The organism is Escherichia sp. MOD1-EC5950, assembly GCF_002965345.1.
Classification (GTDB): Bacteria; Pseudomonadota; Gammaproteobacteria; order Enterobacterales; family Enterobacteriaceae; genus Escherichia; species Escherichia marmotae.
The window spans coordinates 31,883-57,114 of the sequence record NZ_PTSR01000010.1 but is presented as its reverse complement, the minus strand read 5'-3'; the positions used below and the strand labels follow the sequence as shown (position 1 = coordinate 57,114).

Annotated in this window: 21 protein-coding genes and 1 other RNA gene; 11 read left to right on the top strand and 11 right to left on the bottom strand. The window is 50.8% G+C overall.

Annotation, left to right across the window (positions count from 1 at the left end; all coding sequences use genetic code 11):
• Positions 1 to 2 precede the first annotated feature (2 nt).
• Both mscK and acrR read right to left on the bottom strand, forming a co-directional pair.
• Positions 3 to 3,365: a mechanosensitive channel MscK gene (mscK, locus tag BEA93_RS12580; RefSeq protein WP_000177768.1), complete on the bottom strand. Its 3,363-nt coding sequence runs from the start codon at positions 3,363 to 3,365 to the stop codon at positions 3 to 5.
• A gap of 121 nt (positions 3,366 to 3,486) precedes the next feature.
• Positions 3,487 to 4,140 (bottom strand): multidrug efflux transporter transcriptional repressor AcrR, encoded by a 654-nt coding sequence (gene acrR, locus BEA93_RS12570; RefSeq protein ID WP_000101742.1) that lies wholly within the window; start codon positions 4,138 to 4,140, stop codon positions 3,487 to 3,489.
• Between the two features lie 141 nt (positions 4,141 to 4,281).
• On the opposite strand from acrR, the gene acrA reads away from it, so the two are divergent.
• The 7 genes from acrA (at position 4,282) to BEA93_RS12535 (ending at position 12,844) form a co-directional block, all read left to right on the top strand.
• Positions 4,282 to 5,475, top strand: a complete 1,194-nt coding sequence (acrA, locus tag BEA93_RS12565; RefSeq protein ID WP_001515899.1) for a multidrug efflux RND transporter periplasmic adaptor subunit AcrA — start codon at positions 4,282 to 4,284, stop codon at positions 5,473 to 5,475.
• A gap of 22 nt (positions 5,476 to 5,497) precedes the next feature.
• A complete protein-coding gene (gene acrB / locus BEA93_RS12560) occupies positions 5,498 to 8,647 on the top strand; it encodes an efflux RND transporter permease AcrB (RefSeq protein WP_001132495.1) in 3,150 nt (1,049 codons plus the stop codon).
• A gap of 556 nt (positions 8,648 to 9,203) precedes the next feature.
• Entirely contained in the window at positions 9,204 to 9,599 is a 396-nt protein-coding gene (tomB, locus tag BEA93_RS12555; RefSeq protein WP_000344801.1) for an Hha toxicity modulator TomB, read from the top strand.
• Positions 9,600 to 9,603: 4 nt separating this feature from the next.
• Positions 9,604 to 9,822, top strand: a complete 219-nt coding sequence (locus tag BEA93_RS12550) for an HHA domain-containing protein (protein WP_001280991.1) — start codon at positions 9,604 to 9,606, stop codon at positions 9,820 to 9,822.
• Between the two features lie 171 nt (positions 9,823 to 9,993).
• Positions 9,994 to 10,545: a maltose O-acetyltransferase gene (gene maa, locus BEA93_RS12545; RefSeq protein ID WP_105224631.1), complete on the top strand. Its 552-nt coding sequence runs from the start codon at positions 9,994 to 9,996 to the stop codon at positions 10,543 to 10,545.
• 114 nt (positions 10,546 to 10,659) lie between these two features.
• Complete coding sequence (locus BEA93_RS12540) at positions 10,660 to 11,130, top strand: YlaC family protein (protein ID WP_001515897.1); 471 nt, start codon at positions 10,660 to 10,662, stop codon at positions 11,128 to 11,130.
• Positions 11,131 to 11,293: 163 nt separating this feature from the next.
• Entirely contained in the window at positions 11,294 to 12,844 is a 1,551-nt protein-coding gene (locus BEA93_RS12535; RefSeq protein ID WP_001515896.1) for an EAL domain-containing protein, read from the top strand.
• 36 nt (positions 12,845 to 12,880) lie between these two features.
• On the opposite strand, the gene BEA93_RS12530 is transcribed toward BEA93_RS12535, so the two are convergent.
• On the bottom strand, positions 12,881 to 13,234 hold the full coding sequence (locus BEA93_RS12530; RefSeq protein WP_000878149.1) for a DUF1428 domain-containing protein: 354 nt from the start codon (positions 13,232 to 13,234) through the stop codon (positions 12,881 to 12,883).
• Between the two features lie 120 nt (positions 13,235 to 13,354).
• Positions 13,355 to 13,451, bottom strand: an RNA gene (gene ffs / locus BEA93_RS12525) — signal recognition particle sRNA small type.
• A gap of 162 nt (positions 13,452 to 13,613) precedes the next feature.
• On the opposite strand from ffs, the gene BEA93_RS12520 reads away from it, so the two are divergent.
• Positions 13,614 to 13,925 carry an MGMT family protein gene (locus tag BEA93_RS12520; protein ID WP_172954571.1) on the top strand — a complete coding sequence of 104 codons (312 nt, stop codon included), beginning with the start codon at positions 13,614 to 13,616 and terminating at the stop codon, positions 13,923 to 13,925.
• A gap of 30 nt (positions 13,926 to 13,955) precedes the next feature.
• Here BEA93_RS12520 and BEA93_RS12515 read toward each other — a convergent pair whose 3' ends face one another.
• A complete protein-coding gene (locus BEA93_RS12515; RefSeq protein WP_001515895.1) occupies positions 13,956 to 14,528 on the bottom strand; it encodes a YbaY family lipoprotein in 573 nt (190 codons plus the stop codon).
• A 218-nt stretch (positions 14,529 to 14,746) separates the two neighbouring features.
• Here BEA93_RS12515 and tesB point away from each other — a divergent pair, with 218 nt between their 5' ends.
• Positions 14,747 to 15,607: an acyl-CoA thioesterase II gene (tesB, locus tag BEA93_RS12510; protein WP_000075873.1), complete on the top strand. Its 861-nt coding sequence runs from the start codon at positions 14,747 to 14,749 to the stop codon at positions 15,605 to 15,607.
• Between the two features lie 181 nt (positions 15,608 to 15,788).
• Here tesB and amtB read toward each other — a convergent pair whose 3' ends face one another.
• From amtB to cof, 6 genes are all read right to left on the bottom strand, one after another.
• On the bottom strand, positions 15,789 to 17,075 hold the full coding sequence (gene amtB, locus BEA93_RS12505) for an ammonium transporter AmtB (protein WP_000685045.1): 1,287 nt from the start codon (positions 17,073 to 17,075) through the stop codon (positions 15,789 to 15,791).
• 29 nt (positions 17,076 to 17,104) lie between these two features.
• Positions 17,105 to 17,443 (bottom strand): P-II family nitrogen regulator, encoded by a 339-nt coding sequence (glnK, locus tag BEA93_RS12500; RefSeq protein WP_000780338.1) that lies wholly within the window; start codon positions 17,441 to 17,443, stop codon positions 17,105 to 17,107.
• Positions 17,444 to 17,623: 180 nt separating this feature from the next.
• Complete coding sequence (locus tag BEA93_RS12495) at positions 17,624 to 19,405, bottom strand: SmdB family multidrug efflux ABC transporter permease/ATP-binding protein (protein WP_001256183.1); 1,782 nt, start codon at positions 19,403 to 19,405, stop codon at positions 17,624 to 17,626.
• Positions 19,398 to 21,170, bottom strand: a complete 1,773-nt coding sequence (locus BEA93_RS12490) for a SmdA family multidrug ABC transporter permease/ATP-binding protein (protein WP_001515893.1) — start codon at positions 21,168 to 21,170, stop codon at positions 19,398 to 19,400. Before BEA93_RS12490 ends, BEA93_RS12495 begins: the two co-directional genes overlap by 8 nt.
• A 29-nt stretch (positions 21,171 to 21,199) precedes the next feature.
• Positions 21,200 to 21,658 carry a DNA-binding transcriptional regulator DecR gene (gene decR, locus BEA93_RS12485; RefSeq protein WP_000884589.1) on the bottom strand — a complete coding sequence of 153 codons (459 nt, stop codon included), beginning with the start codon at positions 21,656 to 21,658 and terminating at the stop codon, positions 21,200 to 21,202.
• Between the two features lie 152 nt (positions 21,659 to 21,810).
• Positions 21,811 to 22,629: an HMP-PP phosphatase gene (gene cof, locus BEA93_RS12480; protein WP_001515892.1), complete on the bottom strand. Its 819-nt coding sequence runs from the start codon at positions 22,627 to 22,629 to the stop codon at positions 21,811 to 21,813.
• 99 nt (positions 22,630 to 22,728) lie between these two features.
• Between cof and BEA93_RS12475 the strand changes: the two genes are divergently transcribed.
• The gene (locus tag BEA93_RS12475; RefSeq protein ID WP_001238185.1) at positions 22,729 to 24,429 is read left to right on the top strand and encodes an SgrR family transcriptional regulator; all 1,701 of its coding nucleotides are present in this window, start codon (positions 22,729 to 22,731) and stop codon (positions 24,427 to 24,429) included.
• Between the two features lie 64 nt (positions 24,430 to 24,493).
• Positions 24,494 to 25,189, top strand: a complete 696-nt coding sequence (gene queC / locus BEA93_RS12470; RefSeq protein WP_001515891.1) for a 7-cyano-7-deazaguanine synthase QueC — start codon at positions 24,494 to 24,496, stop codon at positions 25,187 to 25,189.
• Positions 25,190 to 25,232: the final 43 nt, after the last annotated feature.

Here is a 25,232-nt window from a genome sequence, read left to right as displayed (position 1 = left end):
TATTACCCTACCGCAGGCGTCGGATCATCGCCTTTGTAGTCGCGCTTCACTTCAGTCACTTCATCGCCCTTCTCGTTGTGCAGATGCACTTCAAGCTGGTTAAAGGCAATGTTGATGTCGTTTTCGCGGCACAACTGATCAATGGTGCGGTTCAGTTCATCGACAGTGCGGCTGCGGTCACGCAGTTCACGAACATACAAACGCAGCTCATGATCCAGCGTGCTGGCACCAAACGCAGTGAAGAAGACTTCCGGCATGGGTTCGTGCATCACCCTTGGATGCTCCGCCGCCGCCTGAAGCAGTACTCTGCGTACTTTTTCCAGATCAGAACCGTAAGCCACACCGAGGCGGATCACCAGACGGGTGGTGGTGTCGGTTAACGACCAGTTGATCAGACGCTCGGTAACAAACGCTTTGTTCGGGATAATCACTTCTTTGCGATCGAAATCTGTAATGGTGGTAGCACGAATACGGATCTTACTGACCGTCCCGGAGAAAGTGCCGATGGTTACTGTGTCGCCAATGCGCACCGGACGTTCGAACAGGATGATCAAACCCGAGACAAAGTTACCGAAGATCTCTTGTAAACCAAAACCCAGACCTACAGATAATGCCGCCGCCAGCCACTGGAGTTTATCCCACGATACGCCAAGCGACCCAAACACGGTCATCGCGCCAACGGCTATGATGATGTAGTTAAGGATGGTTGTAATGGCATACGACGCGCCCTGACGCATATTCAGCCGCGACAGCACCAGCACTTCCAGCAAACCTGGCAGGTTGCGGATCAGCGCCCAGGCCACCATTGAGGCGATAATCGCAAACAGCAGGCTGCCCATCGTCACATTTTTCACCACCGCAGCCCCGGCTTCAGTGCCGTTGTAATGCCACAGGGTGATGCTGTCGAGATAGCTGAATACGGTGATTAAATCGGACCAAATCGCCCAGAACATCAAACCAAACAGCGCAAACATCAGCAACATCGTAATACGCAACGTCTGCTGGTTGACTTGCTCCAGCGCGATGGTTGGCTCTTCCGGCGGCTCGGCACCTTCGGCCCCTTCTTTCACCAGATTCTGCCGACGCGCCAGCGCACGACGCCAGGCGATACGCCGTGCCGCCACGCTTAACCCACGCAGCACTGTCTGGTACAGCAAGTTCCAGACGATTACCAGATACACCGTTTCAATCCAACGCCCGGAGAGGCGCAGCGTAGTGTAGAAATAGCCTGTTGCAGTCAGCACCATCAGCGCAATCGGGATGATCGACAGCACGGTAATGGTGACCAGACGCATGGTGTGGGATTCTTTATCACGCCAGCTTTCACGGCACATTGGCCATACCAGGAAGGCGATCAGCAGCAGGTTAAAGAAAATCATCGCCTGCCCCAGCACATCATCCATCAAATGCAGCGGGGAGAGTTCTGCTACCACAGACCAGAAATGGATTGGCAACAACGCGAGGCTGATGCGAACAATCTGCCGACGCCAGTGGCTGGTCTGTTGCTCTGGCATACCAAAGTGACGAACCGCAACGCCGTTTTTCTCCAGCACTTTCCAGCACAGGCCAAACACCAGCCAGAAAATCGCCAGTTTTTTGCTGAACGCCCACAGTAATTCACTGATGTTGAGCTGCATGGTCAGCAGAATCAGGCCAACGGCGAGAATAATCAGACACACCGGCAGCGCGCGAATCAGGTCGATAAGAATCGCTTTTGGTGTGTTGAGCTGGCTATCGTTACGCAGGGAACCTACGGCGGAAGCCAGTTTTTGCTGATACGCTTTCAGCCAACCCAGACGCCAGTGGATCAGCCCGGCAATTAACAGCAGCGGTAAACCGGCAAGGAAAGCGATAAATACGGCGGGCCAGGCTTTTTCCCAGTTCACCGTAATTTTCATCGACTTGAATTCATCCTGCAGCGTTTGCGGGAACGCCTTAATCCAGTCCCAGTCCATCGGACGGTTACTGTTCACCCAGAAAATTTGTTGGGTCAGGATAGATTTCAGGTTTTTCGACACGCTCATTAACTGCTGCTGGTTGATTTGCAGGTTAATGGCCATCATCAGTTGGTTACCCAACTGTTTGTTTAGCTGATCCAGCAGTTCACGACGCATATCTACCACTTGCAACAGTGCGTCACGGACTTCATCGTTGACTTCGTTAGCATGGCCCTCTTCCAGTTTGGCCACATAAGCATCGCTCTGGAACAGTGCATCACGTTGCTGGTTGACTTCGAACTGTTCGAGACGCAAATCCGCGATGCGGTTGGTCATGTTTTCCAGTTCATCCGCCGACGGCAGCGTTTGTTGTTGTTGGTAAAGAATACGGGACAACAGCAGGCTGCCCTTCAGGACAGAAATCTGCTCTTTAATATTGCGTTCCGATTGCAGCGCCCGCTCCAGCCAGTTTTTAACTTTGATGTTTTGCTGCATCAACTGATTGCCGTTTTCTGTGGCGCTAATCAGACGCTGACTTAATTGCTGGTTAATTTCCAGTTCCTGCTTCACCAGCGGGTTAGCCTGAATACGCGCAGCTTCGTCCGGCGTTGCCGCTTCCTGCGCTGTTTTTTCAGTTAATGTCAGGCGCTTGCTGTTCACCGCCTCCTGCAACAGTTGCAGTTGATGTTCCAGACGCGTGCTGTTCGCCGTCACGTAATCGCGTTGCTTTTGTAGGGTATCCTGTAAGACGGTGTTCCCTTCCAGGCTTTTACGTTGCTGGTCAATCTCGGCATTCAGCAAAACCTGCTGCGCCTGCATCAACACTTTCTGGCTGGGACGTAAAGCCGCCTCACCAACCTCAGTGCCATCCAGACGGCTGCGAATTTGTTGCAACTGCTGCGAGGCGGTATACATCGCATTTTGCACGCGTTCGGGCTGCGTCTGTAATGAAACCAACTGGCTGTTATAAGAAGCCAGATCGTTTTGTGCGTTTTGCAACTCGTCCAGCGCCTGCGAAACGCGAGACTCCAACTGACGTAACGACAGCGTACTCAACGTCTTACGAGTTTCTTCGTCGTTATCCACATCGCCAAGCGCAGTTAACGCAGCAGTCGCCTGGCGCATTTTCTCTGGTGCTTCGGCAACTTTTTGCCGTAATTGCACCGTTTCTTCTTTTACACGCTCGATTTTCTCAAGAGTGGCTAATGTGTCAGTAACATCTTGCTGTACCAGCTTATCCTGGGCAGAAAGATCTTTTTGTTTATTAAGCGAGTCAAGTTGTGCCTGTAGATCCGCTTTCGTCGGTAGATCACCATTCGATGACGCCCGCGCAAAGGCCGTGTTCTGGCATAACAAGACCAAAACAAAAGCAATAAATGCTGAAAAAACAAAATGTCGTGATCGTTTGTAATACTGGAACATAGTCATGATGAGTGAAGGTTTCTGAACCTGAAGAACGACCTGAAATAGTCAAGCGGCTAGAATAGCACGGCGTGGAGAACCAGAATAGCAACAGCGAAAATGTCCAGGATAAATCCTGGAGTCTGATTCAGGATTTTTCGTTGGCGGCAGGTGCACGAAGCGTGGGACAAAGGAGATACATTTCCAGCAATATAGCAACGTAATCGCGGGCTTCTTTTTTGAGATCAAAAGATTGCGGGGCAAACAGCCAATTTTCCATTAAACCGGAAATATAGCCGCGCATAATAATTGCTGCGCGACGCGTCATTAAATCCGCGGGCAGCATTTTCGCTTCAATACAATGTCTTAACGTTTGTTCTATACGGTCATAACTTTCAAGACAGAGATTACGTTGTGCCTGCTGAACGACTGCCATTTCTCCGACAAATTCGCATTTATGGAATATAATCTCCATCAATAAGCGCCGCCGCTCTTCTGTCACCGTCGATTCAAGAACATGAATTAGTATTTCTCTTAACACAGAGAGTGGATCGCCAGGGAATTTTGCCTGATACTCAAGCTCTAGTTCACCAATATTGGATTCTGACAGCTCCCAGATCTCACTGAATAAATCCGACTTATCTTTAAAATGCCAGTAGATTGCACCACGCGTAACGCCTGCTGCTTTTGCAATCTCTCCCAGTGAGGTGGATGATACCCCCTGCTGTGAGAAAAGACGTAGAGCCACATCGAGGATGTGTTGGCGTGTTTCTTGCGCTTCTTGTTTGGTTTTTCGTGCCATATGTTAGTGAATTTACAGGCGTTAGATTTACATACATTTATGAATGTATGTACCATAGCACGACGATAATATAAACGCAGCAATGGGTTTATCGACTTTTGACCATTGACCAATTTGAAATCGGACACTCGAGGTTTACATATGAACAAAAACAGAGGGTTTACGCCTCTGGCGATCGTTCTGATGCTCTCAGGCAGCTTAGCGCTTACAGGATGTGACGACAAACAGGCCCAACAAGGTGGCCAGCAGATGCCCGCCGTTGGGGTAGTAACAGTCAAAACTGAACCTCTGCAGATCACAACCGAGCTTCCGGGCCGCACCAGTGCTTTCCGGATCGCAGAAGTTCGTCCTCAAGTTAGCGGGATCATCCTGAAGCGTAATTTCAAAGAAGGTAGCGACATCGAAGCGGGGGTATCTCTCTATCAGATTGATCCTGCTACCTACCAGGCAGCTTACGATAGTGCAAAAGGCGATCTGGCTAAAGCGCAAGCAGCAGCCAATATCGCGCAGTTGACTGTTAATCGTTACCAGAAGCTGCTGGGTACTCAGTACATCAGTAAGCAGGAGTACGATCAGGCACTGGCAGATGCACAACAGGCAAATGCTGCTGTCACTGCGGCGAAAGCGGCGGTTGAAACCGCACGAATCAATCTGGCTTATACCAAAGTCACCTCTCCGATTACCGGCCGTATTGGTAAATCGAACGTGACGGAAGGCGCATTGGTGCAAAACGGTCAGGCGACTGCGCTGGCAACCGTGCAACAACTTGATCCGATCTACGTTGATGTGACTCAGTCCAGTAACGACTTCCTGCGTCTGAAACAGGAACTCGCTAACGGCACACTGAAGCAAGAGAACGGCAAAGCTAAAGTGTCGCTGATCACCAGTGACGGTATTAAGTTCCCGCAGGATGGTACGCTGGAGTTCTCTGACGTTACCGTCGATCAGACCACCGGATCTATCACGTTACGCGCCATTTTCCCGAACCCGGATCACACCCTGCTGCCGGGTATGTTCGTGCGTGCACGTCTGGAAGAAGGGCTTAATCCAAACGCCATTTTAGTTCCGCAACAGGGGGTAACTCGTACACCACGCGGCGAAGCTACCGTACTGGTGGTTGGCGCGGATGACAAAGTGGAAACTCGTCCGATCGTCGCCAGCCAGGCCATTGGCGATAAGTGGCTGGTGACTGAGGGTCTGAAAGCAGGCGAACGCGTAGTAGTAAGTGGGCTGCAGAAAGTGCGTCCTGGTGTCCAGGTGAAAGCACAAGAGATAACCGCTGATAACAACCAGCAAGACGCAAGCGGTGCTCAGCCTGAACAGTCCAAGTCTTAACTTAAACAGGAGCCGTTAAGACATGCCTAATTTCTTTATTGATCGCCCGATTTTTGCGTGGGTGATCGCCATCATCATCATGTTGGCAGGGGGGCTGGCGATCCTCAAACTGCCGGTGGCGCAATATCCTACGATTGCACCGCCGGCAGTAACGATCTCCGCTTCCTATCCTGGCGCTGATGCAAAAACAGTGCAGGATACTGTTACACAGGTTATCGAACAGAATATGAACGGTATCGATAACCTGATGTACATGTCATCCAATAGTGACTCCACGGGTACTGTGCAGATCACTCTGACCTTTGAGTCTGGTACTGATGCGGATATCGCGCAGGTTCAGGTGCAGAACAAACTGCAACTGGCAATGCCGTTACTGCCGCAGGAAGTACAGCAGCAAGGGGTGAGTGTTGAGAAATCTTCCAGTAGCTTCCTGATGGTTGTCGGCGTTATCAACACCGACGGCACCATGACGCAGGAGGATATCTCTGACTACGTAGCGGCAAATATGAAAGATGCCATCAGCCGTACATCGGGCGTCGGTGACGTTCAGTTGTTCGGTTCCCAGTACGCGATGCGTATCTGGATGAACCCGAATGAACTGAACAAATACCAGTTAACGCCGGTTGATGTTATTACCGCAATCAAAGCACAGAACGCCCAGGTAGCTGCCGGTCAGCTCGGTGGTACGCCGCCGGTTAAAGGCCAGCAGCTTAACGCCTCTATTATTGCTCAGACGCGTCTGACCTCCACTGAAGAGTTCGGCAAAATTCTGCTGAAAGTGAATCAGGATGGTTCCCGCGTACTGCTGCGTGATGTGGCGAAAATTGAGCTGGGTGGTGAAAACTACGACATCATCGCGGAATTTAACGGACAACCGGCTTCTGGTCTGGGTATCAAGCTGGCGACCGGTGCAAACGCGCTGGATACCGCCTCAGCAATCCGGGCTGAACTGGCGAAGATGGAGCCGTTTTTCCCGTCGGGTCTGAAAATCGTTTATCCATACGACACTACACCGTTCGTGAAAATCTCCATTCACGAAGTAGTGAAAACCCTGGTCGAAGCAATCATCCTCGTGTTCCTGGTAATGTATCTGTTCTTGCAGAACTTCCGCGCGACGTTGATTCCGACCATTGCTGTACCGGTGGTATTGCTGGGAACATTTGCCGTCCTTGCTGCCTTTGGTTTCTCGATAAACACGCTAACAATGTTCGGGATGGTGCTCGCTATCGGCCTGTTGGTGGATGACGCCATCGTTGTGGTAGAAAACGTTGAACGTGTGATGGCAGAAGAAGGTCTGCCGCCGAAAGAAGCCACTCGTAAGTCAATGGGGCAGATTCAGGGCGCACTGGTTGGTATCGCGATGGTGCTGTCGGCTGTATTTATACCGATGGCCTTCTTTGGCGGCTCAACTGGTGCAATCTATCGTCAGTTCTCCATTACCATTGTTTCCGCAATGGCATTGTCAGTACTGGTGGCGTTGATCCTGACTCCGGCGCTTTGTGCGACCATGCTAAAACCTATCGCTAAAGGCGATCATGGGGAAGGTAAAAAAGGCTTCTTCGGCTGGTTTAACCGCATGTTCGAAAAGAGCACGCACCACTATACCGACAGCGTAGGCGGTATTCTGCGCAGTACGGGGCGTTACCTGGTGCTGTATCTGATCATTGTTGTCGGCATGGCCTATCTGTTCGTGCGTCTGCCAAGCTCCTTCTTGCCAGATGAAGACCAGGGCGTGTTTATGACCATGGTCCAACTGCCTGCAGGTGCAACACAAGAACGCACGCAAAAAGTGCTCAACGAGGTGACGAATTACTACCTGACCAAAGAAAAGAACAACGTTGAATCGGTGTTCGCCGTTAACGGATTCGGCTTTGCGGGACGTGGTCAGAACACGGGTATTGCGTTCGTTTCGTTGAAGGACTGGGCTGACCGTCCGGGTGATGAGAACAAAGTTGAAGCGATTACCACGCGTGCAACGCGTGCCTTCTCGCAAATTAAAGATGCGATGGTGTTCGCCTTTAACCTGCCAGCGATTGTGGAACTGGGTACGGCAACCGGCTTTGACTTTGAGCTGATTGACCAGGCGGGCCTCGGCCACGAAAAACTGACCCAGGCACGTAACCAGTTGCTGGGCGAAGCAGCGAAGCACCCTGATCTGCTGACCAGCGTGCGTCCGAACGGCCTGGAAGATACGCCGCAGTTTAAGATTGATATCGACCAGGAAAAAGCTCAGGCACTGGGTGTTTCTATTAACGACATTAACACCACCCTGGGGGCTGCATGGGGCGGCAGCTACGTGAACGACTTTATCGACCGCGGTCGTGTGAAGAAAGTTTACGTAATGTCAGAAGCGAAATACCGCATGCTGCCGGAAGATATCGGTAACTGGTATGTTCGTGCTGCTGATGGTCAGATGGTGCCATTCTCGGCGTTCTCCTCTTCACATTGGGAATACGGTTCGCCGCGTCTGGAACGTTACAACGGTCTGCCATCCATGGAGATCTTAGGTCAGGCGGCACCGGGTAAGAGTACCGGTGAAGCGATGGCGCTGATGGAACAACTGGCGAGTAAGCTGCCTACGGGGGTTGGCTACGACTGGACGGGGATGTCCTATCAGGAACGCCTCTCCGGTAACCAGGCACCTTCGCTGTACGCGATTTCGTTGATTGTCGTGTTCCTGTGTCTGGCGGCACTGTATGAGAGCTGGTCAATTCCGTTCTCCGTTATGCTGGTTGTTCCGCTGGGGGTTATCGGTGCATTGCTGGCAGCCACCTTCCGTGGCTTAACCAACGACGTTTACTTCCAGGTGGGCCTGCTCACAACCATTGGGTTGTCAGCGAAGAACGCGATACTTATCGTCGAATTCGCCAAAGACTTGATGGATAAAGAAGGTAAAGGTCTGATTGAAGCTACTCTGGATGCGGTGCGAATGCGTTTACGTCCGATCCTGATGACTTCACTGGCGTTTATCCTCGGTGTTATGCCGCTGGTTATCAGTACTGGTGCTGGTTCCGGCGCACAGAACGCAGTTGGTACTGGTGTAATGGGCGGCATGGTGACCGCAACGGTACTGGCGATCTTCTTCGTTCCGGTGTTCTTTGTGGTGGTTCGCCGCCGCTTTAGCCGCAAGAATGAAGATATCGAACACAACCATACTGTCGATCATCATTGATAAAACTCGTAATCACTAAGGCCGCGCAAGCGGCCTTTTTAATACGTATAATCTTAAAGTCACAATGTTTACAGCTAAGGTTTCAAACGGAGGGTAGTTTTAACGCGGCATAAAATTCATAAAAAATGCCTATTGTTAGTTAATTTATATTAAGTCGCGCTAATAGGTATAATAACCCATAGACATCTAGAGGCTATTCTTAATTATTTGCGGCAATTCTTTATTTATTCATGTCAATTACATCATAATCAGAGCAATCCTGGGTATTAGTGTGACAAATTCCCATACCATTTTATCAGCCGCGATGCGAGAATCCTGATTACGTTATGAATAGCATCAAACTAACTGCTTTAGGCTTTACGTAGTTGGTGCCAGGATGAAGAAGTAAGCCTTTTCCCTCTCCTCCTCCTAATTGTAATTTTTCGTAATAATGCGATGAAAACCTTCAAAGAGTGGATTATAGTTAATCTAACAAATGTGAGGGCAAGTCCAGGTCAGTAAGTTTTCCCATCCCGAAAGGTGTCCGTTAGTTCAATCGCTAAGAAGGGGACGCGTTATGGATGAATACTCACCAAAAAGACATGATATTGCACAGCTTAAGTTTCTTTGCGAAACCCTGTATCATGACTGTCTTGCAAACCTTGAAGAAAGCAATCATGGTTGGGTTAACGACCCTACCTCGGCTATCAATCTGCAACTTAATGAACTCATTGAGCATATTGCAACCTTCGCGCTTAATTACAAAATTAAGTATAATGAAGACAATAAGCTCATTGAGCAGATAGATGAATATCTGGACGACACCTTTATGTTGTTCAGTAGTTATGGTATTAATATGCAGGATCTCCAGAAATGGCGGAAGTCAGGTAACCGACTGTTCCGTTGTTTCGTGAATGCCACGAAAGAGAATCCTGCAAGTTTATCTTGTTCGAATTATTACAACCATGGGTAGAAGTATGTCCGATAAACCTTTAACAAAAACCGATTATTTGATGCGTTTGCGTCGTTGTCAGACAATTGACACGCTGGAACGTGTTATCGAGAAAAATAAATACGAACTATCAGATAATGAACTGGCGGTATTTTACTCAGCCGCAGATCACCGCCTTGCAGAATTGACCATGAATAAACTTTACGACAAGATCCCTTCCTCGGTGTGGAAATTTATTCGATAACTCAATTAGTATAAAATCAGGCTATAACAGTCTGTTTATTAAGTATATTCTATTTTTTCCATGAAGGCATTCCTCATGTGATCTCCATCACACAGAAGTAACGGGAACGTTCTCTTCATTGGCTTTTTGCATTACTGTGTTGCCGCATTTTCAGCAACCAGGATGTTTGTAATGAGCACAGAAAAAGAAAAGATGATTGCTGGTGAGTTGTATTGCTCGGCAGATGAGACTTTATCTCGCGATCGCCTGCGCGCTCGTCAGCTTATTCACCAATACAACCATTCCGCGCCGGAAGATCAATCACTACGCCAACAAATTCTCACCGATTTACTCGGCCAGGTTGCGGATGCGTATATTGAGCCTTCCTTTCGTTGCGACTATGGCTATAACATTTTCCTCGGTAAAGGGTTTTACGCAAACTTCGATTGCGTAATGCTTGATGTCTGCCCTATTCGTATTGGCGATAATTGCATTCTGGCTCCGGGCGTTCATATTTATACCGCTACACACCCTGTCGATCCTGTAGAACGTAATGCTGGTGGTGAACTGGGGAAACCGGTGACTATCGGTAATAACGTCTGGATTGGGGGGCGTGCCATCATTAACCCGGGCGTTACCATTGGCGATAACGTCGTAGTGGCATCAGGTGCGGTCGTCACAAAAGATATCCCGGACAACGTCGTCGTGGGCGGCAGCCCAGCCAGAATCATTAAAAAGTTGTAACTACAATTTGCAACTGTTATGCAAAATTGTGGCAAATCTGTTACTTTCTTCATATCATTCCCACGTTAAAATAGGGTGTTCACTGGAAAGTTGCAGATACCACGAAGGCAAAAGATGACTGAAATACAACGCCTGCTAACCGAAACGATTGATTCTCTGAATACGCGCGAAAAACGCGACAACAAACCCCGCTTTAGTATCAGTTTTATCCGCAAACATCCGGGGCTGTTTATCGGCATGTATGTTGCTTTTTTTGCCACACTGGCGGTAATGTTGCAGTCCCAAACGCTGTCAGATTCAGTCTGGCTACTGGTTGTGTTATTCATCCTGCTTAACGGTTTCTTCTTTTTCGATGTCTACCCACGCTACCGCTATGAAGATATCGACGTGCTCGATTTTCGGGTTTGCTATAACGGCGAATGGTATAACACGCGATTTGTCCCTGCTGCGCTGGTTGAAGCCATACTGAACTCGCCGCGTGTCGCGAATATCCACAAAGAACAACTGCAAAAAATGATCGCCCGTAAAGGTGAACTGTCTTTTTACGATATATTCACCCTCACCCGCACCGAAGTAACATCTTAAGTTAGGTTTTCCCACCAGGCGTAAACCTCTACGCCTGGTCAATTGACAACGATCGTTGCCACCAGTCACTGCATGAAATCCCCGTCCTAACCACTGATCTCTTGCCAGCCTTTTTTCACGATCAGATATACTTTCCCTACACTGTGTTAATAAGGACATGCTGGTGAGAACACGACATCTGGTCAGCCTGATTTCAGGTGTACTTATACTTTCAGTACTGCTGCCTGTCGGCTTAAGCGTCTGGTTGGCCCATCAGCAGGTAGAAGCGTCATTTATTGAGGAGTTGAATACCTATTCTTCCCGTGTCGCTATTCGGGCCAATAAAGTGGCGATGCAAGGAAAAGATGCGCTGCAAGAGCTGGAAAGATGGCAAGGTGGAGCCTGTAGTGAAGAACATCTCATGGAAATGCGCCGGGTTTCATACAGCTATCGCTATATTCAGGAAGTGGTCTATATCGATAACAACATTCCCCAGTGCTCTTCTCTGGAACACGAAAGCCCACCGGATACCTTCCCGGAGCCGGGGAGGATTTCAAAAGAGGGTTATCGTGTCTGGTTAACCTCGCACAACGACTTAGGTATCACCCGTTACATGGTTGCTATGGGAACCGCACATTACGTAGTAATGATCGATCCTGCCTCCTTTATCGACGTAATTCCTTATAGCTCATGGCAAATTGATGCCGCCATTATTGGCAATGCCCATAATACTGTCATAACCAGCAGCGATGAAATTGCCCGGGGCATTATTACCCAACTACAAAAAACGCCCGGTGAGCATATCGAAAATAATGGAATTATTTACGACATCCAGCCCCTCCCGGAGATGAATATTTCCATCATCACCTGGGCTCCAACGAAAATGTTGCAAACAAGCTGGTATCGGCAGGTCTTTATTTGGTTACCTGTTGGGTTATTAATTGGTCTGCTGGCAGCGATATTTGTGCTTCGTATTTTGCGCCGCCTCCAGTCACCGCATCACCGACTGCAAGATGCCATCGAAAACCGTGATATTTGCGTACATTATCAGCCGATTGTCTCCTTAGCCAATGGCAAAATTGTCGGTGCCGAAGCACTGGCACGTTGGCCACAGACGGACGGTAGCTGGTTGTCACCGGATAGTTTCATCCCGCTGGCACAGCAAACGGGTCTTTCTGAACCACTGACGCTGCTGATTATAAGAAACGTATTTGAAGATATGGGCGACTGGCTGCGACAACACCCGAACCAACATATTTCAATCAATCTGGAATCTACTGTGCTCACATCGGAAAAAATTCCGCAACTCCTGGGGAAAATGATCAACCACTACCAGGTTAACCCTAAACAGATCGCGCTTGAACTCACAGAGCGCGAGTTTGCCGATCCGAAAACCAGCGCTCCGATCATTTCTCGCTACCGGGAAGCCGGTCATGATATTTATCTGGATGATTTCGGTACTGGTTATTCGAGCTTAAGTTATTTGCAGGATCTGGATGTCGATATTCTGAAAATAGATAAATCCTTCGTTGACGCACTGGAATATAAAAATGTCACCCCGCATATCATCGAAATGGCAAAAACGCTGAAGCTGAAAATGGTGGCGGAAGGCATCGAAACCAGCAAACAGGAAGAGTGGCTACGCCAGCATGGTGTGCACTACGGTCAGGGCTGGTTGTACAGCAAAGCTTTGCCAAAAGAAGATTTCATTATCTGGGCAAAACAGCATCTCTGAATTAGGGGCTGGCGGCACGCCGCACAGCCCGTCACGCTACTCGTCGATGATTGACTCGAACCCACCGTAAATCATCCGTTTGCCATCAAACGGCATTGATTCACCGAACTCTTTCATCCGTGGGTCAGACATCATTTTTTGATTGGCAGCGTCGCGGACCTCTTTTGAAGGATATTCAATCCAGCTAAACACCACTTCCTCATTCTCTTCCGCTTTCACTGCCATGCGAAAATCGGTCACTTTGCCGTTTGGCACATCGCTGGCCCAACATTCGACAATGCGAAGCGCGCCAAACTCTTTAAACAGTGGCGCGGCCTTTGCGGCCATTTCCCGGTAGGCATCCTTATTTTCGGCAGGAACAGCAACAACAAACCCATCAACATACTTCATCAGAAACTCCTCCGAAGCGTACTGCGCAGTCAGGCAATTCCTGCAGCGTCAGTCGTGATTAAAGTTTAGCCACATTGAGATTTTTTGACGAAACGGCGGGGAAACAGAAATGGGTGGGGGCCCTGCCAGCTACATCCCGGCACACGCGTCATCTGCCTTGGCTGCTTCCTTCCGGACCTGACCTGGTAAACAGAGTAGCGTTGCGGGAGAACCAACAGAGCCCCCATTGAGAGCGTTGAGAACCAACGCGCAGGCGCATTATCACTGCTGCCCCTGCTAATTGCAACCCATTGCGTGCCAGATGCTGCTTTCTTGCGCAATGCGGCTTCACTCAGGCGTTTTTCCAGATTATGCTGAAAAATTACCTCAGGAAGAAAAGATGGAAAAAGAAGATTCATTTCCCCAACGCGTCTGGCAAATCGTAGCCGCTATTCCCGAAGGCTATGTCACCACCTACGGTGATGTCGCAAAACTGGCAGGATCACCCCGCGCCGCGCGCCAGGTAGGCGCTGTGTTGAAGCGCCTACCCGAAGGCAGCACCTTGCCCTGGCACCGGGTGGTTAATCGCCATGGCACAATTTCGTTAACCGGCCCAGATTTACAGCGTCAGCGGCAGGCGTTGCTGGCAGAAGGTGTGATGGTGTCGGGAAGCGGGCAAGTCGACTTGCAGCGTTATCGCTGGATTTATTAACCCTCTCCGGACGGAGAGGGTTAATGGCGCTTAGTATTGCGTAGGTGCTGGAACTGCCGAAGACGGATTCACTTGTGTCGGGGAAGTCGACGGTACAGTGGTTGTTGCGCCACCGCTGGCCTGAACCGGCACGGCGGTTTGCTGAACCGGCACTAATATCAGGTCAGCTTTGGTTCCGCCCTGATTGATCACCGGTTGAACGGTATCGGTGATAAACACCAGTTTGTCGTTGACGGTAACCGCCGCACTCAACAGGATACGCGCATTCGGCTGAACGTCTGCCGGGTTAAATGGCAGAACAAAACTGAACGGTGACTGTTTACCTTCGGTACGTACTGCTTTCTGCGCCAGAACTTTAGAAGGCGCATCCGCTAACGACGCGTCAGAAAGTGTCACGGTCAGCACGGCGTCAGGCGGCAGTGCGACTTTCTGACGGATCCAGACCGTACCGGAAACATTCGGTTGTTGTATAGCAGGTTGCTGTGTCGCTGCAATAGACGTATTTGCAGCCGGTGCTGGCGTCTGGATATCCGCGCTTTTATCCGCGCAAGCCGCCAACGCAATCGCAACCGCTAAACCACTGGCCATGTGCACGAGTTTCATTCACTTCTCCTTATTATCAATGCACCAGCGGGCTAACTTTCCTCGCCGGAAGAGTGGTTAACAAAATAGTAACGTCAATAAGTGTGGCACATGTCACGTATTAACGCCTGCATTTAGCCAGTAATTCAGACCATTGCACCCATCGGACCAGTAACAAAATTGCGTTATACTCAACTCACTTTGGCTTGCTGCGGCAGCTTTGTTACTGGAGAGTTAATATGAGTCAGGCCTTAAAAAATTTACTGACATTGTTGAATCTGGAAAAAATTGAGGAAGGACTCTTTCGCGGCCAGAGTGAAGATTTAGGTTTACGCCAGGTGTTTGGTGGCCAGGTCGTGGGTCAGGCGCTGTATGCTGCAAAAGAGACAGTTCCCGAAGAGCGTCTGGTGCATTCATTCCACAGCTACTTTCTTCGCCCTGGCGACAGTAAAAAGCCGATTATTTACGATGTCGAAACGCTGCGCGACGGCAACAGTTTCAGCGCCCGTCGTGTGGCTGCTATTCAAAACGGCAAACCGATCTTTTATATGACGGCCTCTTTCCAGGCACCGGAAGCGGGTTTCGAACACCAAAAAGAGATGCCTCCAGCCCCTGCGCCTGATGGTCTGCCTTCGGAAACGCAAATCGCCCAGTCGCTGGCCCACTTGTTACCGCCAGTGCTGAAAGATAAATTTATCTGTGATCGTCCGCTGGAAGTCCGTCCGGTGGAGTTTCATAACCCACTGAAAGGCCACGTCGCAGCCCCCCATCGTCAGGTGTGGATCCGCGCGAACGGCAGCGTGCCGGATGATCTGCGCGTTCATCAGTACCTGCTCGGTTATGCCTCTGACCTCAATTTCTTGCCAGTAGCTTTACAGCCGCACGGCATCGGTTTTCTCGAACCGGGGATTCAAATTGCTACCATCGACCATTCCATGTGGTTCCATCGACCGTTTAATTTAAACGAATGGCTGCTGTATAGCGTGGAGAGCACGTCAGCGTCCAGTGCCCGCGGATTTGTGCGTGGTGAGTTTTATACCCAGGACGGCATGCTGATTGCCTCGACCGTTCAGGAAGGGGTAATGCGTAATCACAATTAAAAAACAGCCGGAGGTGAAAACCGTCCGGCTGTCAGATTGTTGGTAACGTGCTTTTGTTGATGCCGGTGGCGGCGTAAACGCCTTATCCGGCCTACCAATTCTTGTAAATTCAATAAATTGTGATTTTTATTGTCGGCCTGATAAGCACAGCGCATCAGGCAAATTTGTATTTGATTGCAGGTTACGCGTTATAGGCATTTTCGCCGTGGCTGTTGACGTCCAGCCCTTCACGTTCCTGTTCTTCCGGTACACGCAGGCCAACCGTCAAATCCGCCAGTTTGTAGCCGATAAACGCCACCACACCAGACCAGACGATCGTAATGGCGATACTTTCCAGTTGTACCAACACCTGATGGCCCATCGTCACACCTTCCGCGAAGCCCACACCGCCCAGCGAACTGGCGGCAAAAATTCCGGTCATGATACAGCCGACAATACCGCAAACGCCGTGTACACCGAAGACATCGCAGGGATCATCCACCCGCAGCAGACGTTTCAACATAGTCACGCCCCACAAGCCTGCCAGACCAGCTACCACGCCGATAATCAACGCGCCGCCAACACCAATGTAACCACAGGCAGGCGTCACGCCGACCAGACCGGCAATCGCACCAGAGCAAGCCCCCAGCAGAGAAGGTTTACCGCGCAGTGCCCATTCACCGAAGATCCAGCCAAGAATTGCCGCCGCCGTTGCTACCACGGTGTTAACAAACGCCAGTGCCGCAATTTCGTTTGCCGTGCCCGCAGACCCGGCGTTAAAACCAAACCACCCGATATAAAGAATGGCAGTTCCGGTAAAGACCATCGGCAGGTTGTGCGGTTTAAACGCCTCTTTGCCAAAGCCCACGCGTTTACCGACCAGATACGCGCCTACCAGACCGGCGATTGCGGCGTTAATGTGCACCACTGTGCCACCGGCAAAATCCAGCGCACCGTGGGAAGCCAGCAAACCGCCTCCCCAGACCATATGCGCAATCGGAATGTAAGAGAGTGTCAACCACACCACCACGAAGATTAACACTGCCGAGAAGCGAATCCTCTCCGCCAGCGCCCCGACGATCAAGCCAACGGTAATACAGGCAAACGATCCCTGAAACGCCACGTGGATATACTGATAGATACTGCCCATTACCGCGGTCAATTCGATATTTTTCAACATTAACCAGTTAATGTTGCCAAAGAAGTTGTTGCCCTCGCCAAACGCCAGTGAGTAGCCGTAAACCACCCAGAGAATACAAACCAATGCAAAGGTCACGGTCACCTGTGTCAGCATCGACAGCACGTTTTTACCGCGAATCAGGCCACCATAAAACAGCGCGATACCCGGAACAGTCATAAACAGCACCAGCGCAGTACAAATCATCATAAACGCATTGTCGGCTTTATCTGCCACCGCAGGAGCAGCCATTACCAGTCCTGGCAGCATCGCCAGTGAAGCAAGCCCAGTTTTTATCGTCGCTATCTTCATTTTTCAGTCCTGTTGCTGTGTGCCAGAGATTACAGCGCCGCTTCGTCGGCTTCGCCGGTACGGATACGAATGACGCGTTGCAATTCAGCGACAAAGATTTTGCCGTCGCCAATTTTTCCGGTGTAAGCCGCCTTGCTGACGATATCGATCACTTCATCGAGTTGATCATCGGCAATCGCCACATCGATTTTTACTTTTGGCAGGAAATTGACGCTGTATTCCGCGCCACGGTACAGCTCAGCATGCCCTTTCTGACGCCCGAAACCTTTCACTTCAGTGACGGTCAGGCCCTGGATGCCAATGGAAGATAACGCTTCACGAACGTCTTCCAGCTTGAATGGTTTGATTATCACGGTCACCAGCTTCATAGATCCCCTCCGGTCAGAATTCGGTAATGGTTCTGCTACACGAAGAAGGTATTGCAAGCGGTGTGCCAGAAATGAAAAACGAGAGGGAAAGCAGGACGCAAAGGTGATTGAAAACAAAAACGCACTATGACAGTGCACAGTGCGTTGCATTTTTGCACCAACGATGAAATTTTGCGCTAATCAGGCGCTCAACGATTCCTCTTCACGTACGCTGGCAGCCAGTTCTTCTCCTGCAAGTTGCAGTTGGTACATCTGCCAGTAACGTCCCTGAGCCGCAAGCAGTTGCTGGTGCGTCCCCTGCTCCACGGCTTGTCCACGATGAAGCACCAGAATGGTGTCGGCATCAACAATGGTCGATAAGCGGTGAGCGATCACCACCAGCGTAGTATGTTCGCGCACCGCCGCCAGGGCGTGCTGAATCGCCTGTTCAGTACCGGAATCAATACTGGCGGTTGCTTCATCAAGGATCAGGATTTGCGGTGTTTCTACCAGCACGCGCGCCAGCGCCAGCAACTGTTTTTGCCCGACTGAGAGATTATTCCCCTGCTCGCCCAACGGCGTATAAATGCCGTCGCTCATACTGCGCGCCAGCTCTGCCAGTTGCACCGTTTCCAGCGCTTGCCAGACGCGTTCTTCGGAGATATCACGCCCCAGCGTAACGTTCGCCAGGAAGGAATCCGCCAGCACAACCGGATCTTGCTGCACCATTGCCACGCCCTGGCGCAGCGCGCTGTGACTTAGCGAACTTAACGGACGGCCGTCGAGACGAATCTCGCCTTCCGTTAGCGGGTAATAGCCCATCAGCAAACTTGCCAAAGTGCTTTTGCCACTGCCGGTATGCCCGACCAGCGCCACAAAGTTGCGCGAAGGCACAGACAGATTAATGTTTTTCAGTACCAGATTGTCATCACGATAGGCAAACGACACATTATCGACGTCAATGGTGCCGCTCTGTAACGGGCGATCATCATTGCCATATTGCTGGCGCGGCCCGTCCATCAGTTCAAATACACGCTCACCTGCGACAACAGCCTGTTGCAGCATTGCCTGTTGCGTGGTCAGTTCGATTAATGGTTCGTTAAGTCGCCCCAGATAGCTGATAAACGCATACAACACGCCCACTTCAATAGTGCCACTGGCAGAGAAACCAAACAGCATCAACAAACCGCAAAGAATGAGCGATGAAAACAGACTAAGCAGTGGTCGCAGTAAAAAGCCGTCGAGCCGCAGGGTTTGCATTCGCGCCATATAGTGCGAACGGCTGGCCTCCCCCATACGTTCACCAAATCTCGCCTGCTGACGGAACTGCTGGATAACGCTCATGCCATTGATGATTTCGTTAAAACCGTCGTTGATATCCGCCAGATAGGCGCGCACGCGGCGGACAATCGGCGTACTGTAACGCTGGTATATCACCATCACCACCAGCACGACCGGGAAGATCATTATTGCCACCAGCGCCATTCGCCAGTCGAGACTGAACATCGCCACCAGCATCGCACCCACAAGTGCGGCGCTACGCAAAACGGTTGCTACCACGGTAACGTAGAGATCGCGGATCACTTCTGTGTCATTGGTGACGCGGGAAATGACCTGCCCGACCGGCTGGGTATCAAACTCACTTAATGGCTGGCGTAGCGCAGCATCCATCACATCGGTACGCAACTGTTGTACAACGCCAACCGCCGCCCGGTTAAACAACAACGACTGCGCGTAGTGCAGTCCGGCGGCAAGCAGTTGCAGCCCAACATACGCCACCGCCAGACCAACAACCATCTTCAACGGCAGATTATTTTTCGCCACCATATTGTCGATAAAATAGCTGATGAGCAGCGGCCCACTCACTTCTGCCGCTGCTGCAACCCACATCATCAGAACCGCAATACCCAGCGGCTTACGCCACGGCGAACCGTATGCTAACAGGCGCTTCAGAGTCGGCCACAGTTGGCTAAAACTACGCATCAACGGCCTCCTCGTGAATTTCAGGGGCATCGTCAAGCGCCGCCTCCAGTTGTTGATAGCGATACATATCGCGATACCAGCCGCTTTGTTGCGCCAGCACATCATGATCGCCGCGTTGAGCGATATGCCCGTGCTGCATCACAATTATTTCACTGGCTTCTGTCAGTGCAGAAAGACGATGGGCGCTGATGATGACCGTTCGCCCCTGTCCCCACTGGCGCAGGTTATGCAGGATCTGGTGCTCTGTGCGTCCGTCCACCGCAGAAAGCGCATCATCCAGAATGAGGATTTCCGCATTCACCAGTAACGCCCGGGCAATGGAGATACGCTGTTTTTGGCCACCGGAAAGCATCACGCCACGTTCGCCCACTTCTGTGTCGTAACCTTGCGGCAGACGAAGAATATCGTCATGCACACTGGCCAAACGCGCTACGTGCTCAATCTCTTGCTGGGTAGCATTTGGGCAACCCAGCGCAATGTTATTCGCCACGGTGTCGGAAAAAAGGAACGGCGTCTGACTGACGACTGCCAGGCGGCTACGCCAACTGTCGAGTTGTAGCTGCGTCAGAGGAATATCATGAAAGCGAATATCCCCCTCGCTGACGTCGAAATGACGTTGAATGAGTGACAGCACGGTACTTTTGCCGGAACCGGTCGGCCCGCAAATGCCCAGCATCTGACCGGGCTTCAATACGAAACTGACGTTTTCCAGCGCAGGATGGTGAGTTTGCGGATAGGTAAACTGGCGAATATTCACATCCAGTTTACCGCGTCCTTCCGGCACACTTTCGCTACCATCTTTGACGACCGGCGCTTCCGCCAGCATCGTTCGAATACGGCTGTACGCCGCGCTGCCGCGTTCCACAATGTTAAACATCCATGCCAGCGCCAGCATCGGCCAGATCATCAGGCCAAGATACATCATAAAACTGGTGAGCTGTCCCAGCGTTAAACTGCCCTGCACAACCATCCAGCTTCCCCCACCAATCGCCAGTAAATTCGCCATCCCAATAGCGATATAGATGGTCGGATCGAAACGGGCATCAATACGTGCCACACGCATGTTTTTCTTGCCAGTATCCTCGGCATCTGCGGCAAATAGCGCCGACTGGCGATCTTCCAGACCAAAGGCTTTAATCATACGGATACTGGTGAGGCTCTCCTGGGTGCGGTCGTTGAGGCTGGAAAACGCCGCCTGCGCCAGCTTAAAACGCTCATGTAAAGCGTCGCCATTACGTTTGATCATGATCGCCATCACAGGCATCGGCAGCAGCGCTATTAAGGTCAACTGCCAGCTAATTTGCGTTGACATCATAATCAGCACCGCGCAGCCCATCACCAGCGAATCCACCAGCGTCAGCACCCCTTCCCCGGCGGCAAATACCACGCGATCAACGTCATTCGTCGCGCGGGCCATTAAGTCCCCCGTCCGGTGACGCAGGTAAAATTCTGGATGCTGGCGGCTTAACTGGCGGTAATAATCTTCACGCAGTTCAACAGCCAGTTGATAAGACGCACCGAACAACAGTACACGCCAGACATAACGCAGTAGATAAACCACGACTGCAATCAGCACCATAGTGGCGATCCACATCAGGATCTGTCCGGTCGTAAAGTGTTGTTCCGTCACGCCATCGACCACAATCCCGACTACTTTCGGCGGAACCAGTTGCAGCATCGCGATAATGACAAGCAAGGCCACAGCCCCGAGATAGCGACGCCATTCCCGACGGAAATACCAGCTTAGTTGAGCAAATAATCGCACGCGTTGTGTCCTGACCTGATTTTGGATATTTATTCGATGGGTAAAGAAGTGGTGTATTTAATCTGTTCCATCGCGAAACTGGAAGTAACGTCCGACAGCCCTGGCACGCTGTTTACCAGACGCTTATAAAACTCGTCGTAGCGTTTCATGTCGGCAACCTGGACACGCATCAGATAATCGTATTCACCGGCCATGCGCCAGAACCCCAGCACTTCTGGCATTTCCGTTACCACCGTGACAAAGCGGCAATACCATTCGCTGCTGTGATGTTGCGTTTTAATCAGTACAAAAGCGGTCAGCCCGAGGCCAATTTTTTCCGGGTCCAGTAAGGCAACTTTGCCGATAAGGATACCGTCATCCTCCAGCCGTTTCAGACGCTTCCAGCAAGGCGTGGTTGTCAGATTAACGGCTTCTGCCAGAGCCTGCAAAGAGAGGGTACAATCCTGCTGTAGCAAGGCCAGCAGCTTACGATCAATTTTATCTAACATAGCCCACCCACAGAGAATTATTTTCTCTTTTCATTCTATTTTAAAGGTCAAATACCGACAATTTATTCTGTGCGGTTTAAACGCCACTGCACAAAATGACAAATTCAAAGCAAAAAAAACCGGGCTATTGCCCGGCGCTGGAAGGGATCTCGTTATTCGGGGGAATAAGGTAGATGTGGATTGTCCAGCCAGTGCGTCAAATAGTGAGAGACAGCCTGATTTCGGCAGTGTCCAATCACCGGTAAATGGGGGAGTTCCGCGCGAAGTTGCGGCATCGCATTGCCCATAATAAAGCCGCTGCCGACGCTGCCTAACATTTCACGATCGTTCATCGCATCGCCAAAGGCCATGCAGTCGCGCAGCGAAAAACCTAAATATTGGGTCAGCACCACCAACGCTGCGCCTTTATTGCACCCCACCGGCAGTACTTCCAGGCAATTAATCGCGGAAAAACACAAATGTGCCCGCTCGCCTAATGCTTCCTGTAGTTGGATCTGCAAGCGCGTAAGATCGTCATGATCGCCACAGAAACAGACCTTGGTGACGCGGTCGAGAGGCATTTTTTTGACATTGATAATCTGATAACGAAACTTGCTATAGACAAATGCCTGCAACAACGCCGGAATTTCGCGTTCGGTAAACCAGCCATCATCATTGAAGATATGCATGCTGGCCTGGGTATCCCACTTCTGATAGAGCACCCGTTCCGCCACATCTGCAGGTAAATCATCACGATGTAACAATTCACCTTCCAGAGAATGCACGCGCGTACCGTTGCCGGTAATCAAATACGCATCCAGCGATAGCGCCCCGAGAATGTGCTGCATCTCCAACGCATGGCGACCCGTAGCAAAAGTAAGGGTGATATCGCGTTCACGCAGGCGCGCCAGAGTAGAGAGGGTTTTCTCACCTAAGTGGTGGTCAGGCATCAATAAAGTGCCGTCCATATCAAATGCTGCCAGACGAGCCATTTCTTTCTCCACTCTGTGACAGGGTTAATGGTGATTGAGTATCACCCGATATATACGGAAGTAATAGTGAATAGTTAAATAATATTGTTCCGGGTTTATATGCGACTGCTTAACCGTCTTAACCAGTATCAACGTCTGTGGCAACCTTCCGCGGGAGAGACGCAGTCCGTGACCGTCAGCGAACTGGCCGAACGCTGTTTTTGCAGCGAACGGCATGTGCGCACACTGTTACGTCAGGCACAGGAGGCTGGATGGTTGGAGTGGCAGGCGCAATCAGGACGCGGAAAGCGCGGGCAACTACGCTTTCTGGTGACGCCGCAATTCCTGCGCAATACGATGATGGAACAGGCGCTGGAAACCGGGAAACAGCAGGATGTGCTGGAGCTGGCGCAACTGGCTCCTGGCGAGCTGCGTACCCTGTTACAACCGTTTATGGGCGGGCAATGGCATAACGATACACCGACGTTGCGTATCCCCTATTATCGCCCACTCGAACCGCTACAACCGGGCTTTTTGCCCGGCCGTGCCGAGCAGCATCTCGCCGGGCAAGTTTTTTCCGGCCTGACCCGCTTCGACAATAATACGCAACGCCCAATTGGCGATTTAGCGCACCACTGGGAAACGTCTACTGACGGGCTACGCTGGGATTTTTATCTTCGTTCAACACTGCACTGGCATAACGGCGATGCTGTAAAAGCAACGCAACTGCATCAGCGGTTGTTGATGCTGCTCCAGCTACCTGCATTGGGTAAATTATTTATTAGCGTGAAGCGTATTGAAGTCCCCCATCCGCAGTGCCTGACCTTCTTTTTACATCGCCCCGATTACTGGCTTGCCCACCGGCTGGCAAGCTATTGCAGTCATCTCGCGCATCCACAATTCCCGCAGGTGGGAACCGGTCCTTTTCGCTTAACACAATTCACAGCGGAACTGGTGCGTCTGGAAAGTCACGATTATTACCATTTACGTCATCCACTGCTAAAAGCGGTTGAATACTGGATAACTCCACCGCTTTTTGAAAAAGATTTGGGAACCAGTTGCCAGCATCCAGTGCAAATCACTATCGGTAAACCCGAGGATCTGCCTCTGGTCAGCCAGGTCAGTAGCGGCATCAGTTTAGGTTTTTGCTATTTAACGTTGCGCAAAAGCTCCCGACTAACCCTCTGGCAGGCGCGAAAAGTGATCACCATTATTCATCAATCTGGTTTACTGCAAACGTTAGAAGTCGGAGAAAACCTGATCACCGCCAGTAATGCATTGCTGCCTGGCTGGACTATTCCGCAATGGGAAGTGCCAGATGAGGTCAAACTACCGGAAACATTGACGCTGGCTTATCACCTGCCAGTGGAACTTCATGCTATGGCAGAACAGCTACGGACGACGCTGGCAGCAGAAGGTTGCGAATTAAAGATTATTTTTCATCATGCGAAAAACTGGGATGACACAACCCCACTGGCTCAGGCAGATTTGATGATGGGCGATAGACTAATTGGCGAAGCACCGGAATATACCCTTGAGCAATGGCTGCGTTGCGATCCGCTCTGGCCACATGTTTTCACTGCCAGCACATATGCACATCTGCACTCAACACTGGATGCCGTGCAATTGATGCCTGATGAGGAAAACCGACATAACGCCCTGAAAGCGGTCTTCACACAATTAATGGATAACGCCACGCTGACACCACTGTTTAACTATCACTATCGCATTAGCGCGCCACCCGGTGTTAACGGTGTCCGTCTGACGCCGCGCGGCTGGTTTGAATTTACCGAAGCCTGGCTTCCCGCACCGTCGCAATGAAGCACTGGTCGGGGTTAACCACAGGCGTTACCATAAGGTTTTTACCGATTTAGCAGGATGATTTATGAAACGTGCTGTCGTTGTGTTCAGTGGAGGCCAGGATTCCACCACCTGTCTGGTACAGGCATTGCAGCAATATGATGAAGTCCATTGCGTGACATTTGATTACGGCCAGCGCCATCGCGCAGAGATCGACGTGGCCCGCGAACTGGCGCTAAAACTAGGGGCACGCGCGCATAAGGTGCTGGATGTGACGCTGCTCAACGAGCTGGCGGTTAGCAGCCTGACGCGTGACAGCATTCCAGTGCCAGATTATGAACCTGAAGCCGATGGTATCCCGAATACGTTTGTCCCAGGGCGTAATATTTTGTTCCTGACGCTGGCGGCAATATATGCGTATCAGGTAAAAGCAGAAGCAGTAATTACCGGCGTCTGCGAAACGGATTTCTCCGGTTACCCGGATTGCCGCGATGAGTTTGTGAAAGCACTGAACCATGCCGTCAGTCTGGGCATGGCGAAAGATATTCGCTTTGAAACACCGTTGATGTGGATTGATAAAGCGGAAACCTGGGCGCTGGCGGATTATTACGGCAAGCTGGATTTAGTCCGTAACGAAACGTTGACCTGCTATAACGGCATTAAAGGCGACGGTTGCGGTCATTGTGCTGCGTGTAATCTGCGTGCCAACGGGTTGAATCATTATCTGGCCGATAAATCGGCGGTGATGACGGCGATGAAACAGAAGACCGGATTGAAGTAATTTATTCGGGGTGTCGCCTGATCCGATCTACGATTGTATCACG

Bases quoted from the DNA above. Each gene is read 5' to 3' on its own strand.
- mscK (WP_000177768.1), bottom strand. From the start codon at position 3,365: ATGACTATGTTCCAGTATTACAAACGATCACGACATTTTGTTTTTTCA.
- acrR (WP_000101742.1), bottom strand. From the start codon at position 4,140: ATGGCACGAAAAACCAAACAAGAAGCGCAAGAAACACGCCAACACATC.
- acrA (WP_001515899.1), top strand. From the start codon at position 4,282: ATGAACAAAAACAGAGGGTTTACGCCTCTGGCGATCGTTCTGATGCTC.
- acrB (WP_001132495.1), top strand. From the start codon at position 5,498: ATGCCTAATTTCTTTATTGATCGCCCGATTTTTGCGTGGGTGATCGCC.
- tomB (WP_000344801.1), top strand. From the start codon at position 9,204: ATGGATGAATACTCACCAAAAAGACATGATATTGCACAGCTTAAGTTT.
- BEA93_RS12550 (WP_001280991.1), top strand. From the start codon at position 9,604: ATGTCCGATAAACCTTTAACAAAAACCGATTATTTGATGCGTTTGCGT.
- maa (WP_105224631.1), top strand. From the start codon at position 9,994: ATGAGCACAGAAAAAGAAAAGATGATTGCTGGTGAGTTGTATTGCTCG.
- BEA93_RS12540 (WP_001515897.1), top strand. From the start codon at position 10,660: ATGACTGAAATACAACGCCTGCTAACCGAAACGATTGATTCTCTGAAT.
- BEA93_RS12530 (WP_000878149.1), bottom strand. From the start codon at position 13,234: ATGAAGTATGTTGATGGGTTTGTTGTTGCTGTTCCTGCCGAAAATAAG.
- BEA93_RS12520 (WP_172954571.1), top strand. From the start codon at position 13,614: ATGGAAAAAGAAGATTCATTTCCCCAACGCGTCTGGCAAATCGTAGCC.
- BEA93_RS12515 (WP_001515895.1), bottom strand. From the start codon at position 14,528: ATGAAACTCGTGCACATGGCCAGTGGTTTAGCGGTTGCGATTGCGTTG.
- tesB (WP_000075873.1), top strand. From the start codon at position 14,747: ATGAGTCAGGCCTTAAAAAATTTACTGACATTGTTGAATCTGGAAAAA.
- amtB (WP_000685045.1), bottom strand. From the start codon at position 17,075: ATGAAGATAGCGACGATAAAAACTGGGCTTGCTTCACTGGCGATGCTG.
- glnK (WP_000780338.1), bottom strand. From the start codon at position 17,443: ATGAAGCTGGTGACCGTGATAATCAAACCATTCAAGCTGGAAGACGTT.
- BEA93_RS12495 (WP_001256183.1), bottom strand. From the start codon at position 19,405: ATGCGTAGTTTTAGCCAACTGTGGCCGACTCTGAAGCGCCTGTTAGCA.
- decR (WP_000884589.1), bottom strand. From the start codon at position 21,658: ATGTTAGATAAAATTGATCGTAAGCTGCTGGCCTTGCTACAGCAGGAT.
- cof (WP_001515892.1), bottom strand. From the start codon at position 22,629: ATGGCTCGTCTGGCAGCATTTGATATGGACGGCACTTTATTGATGCCT.
- BEA93_RS12475 (WP_001238185.1), top strand. From the start codon at position 22,729: ATGCGACTGCTTAACCGTCTTAACCAGTATCAACGTCTGTGGCAACCT.
- queC (WP_001515891.1), top strand. From the start codon at position 24,494: ATGAAACGTGCTGTCGTTGTGTTCAGTGGAGGCCAGGATTCCACCACC.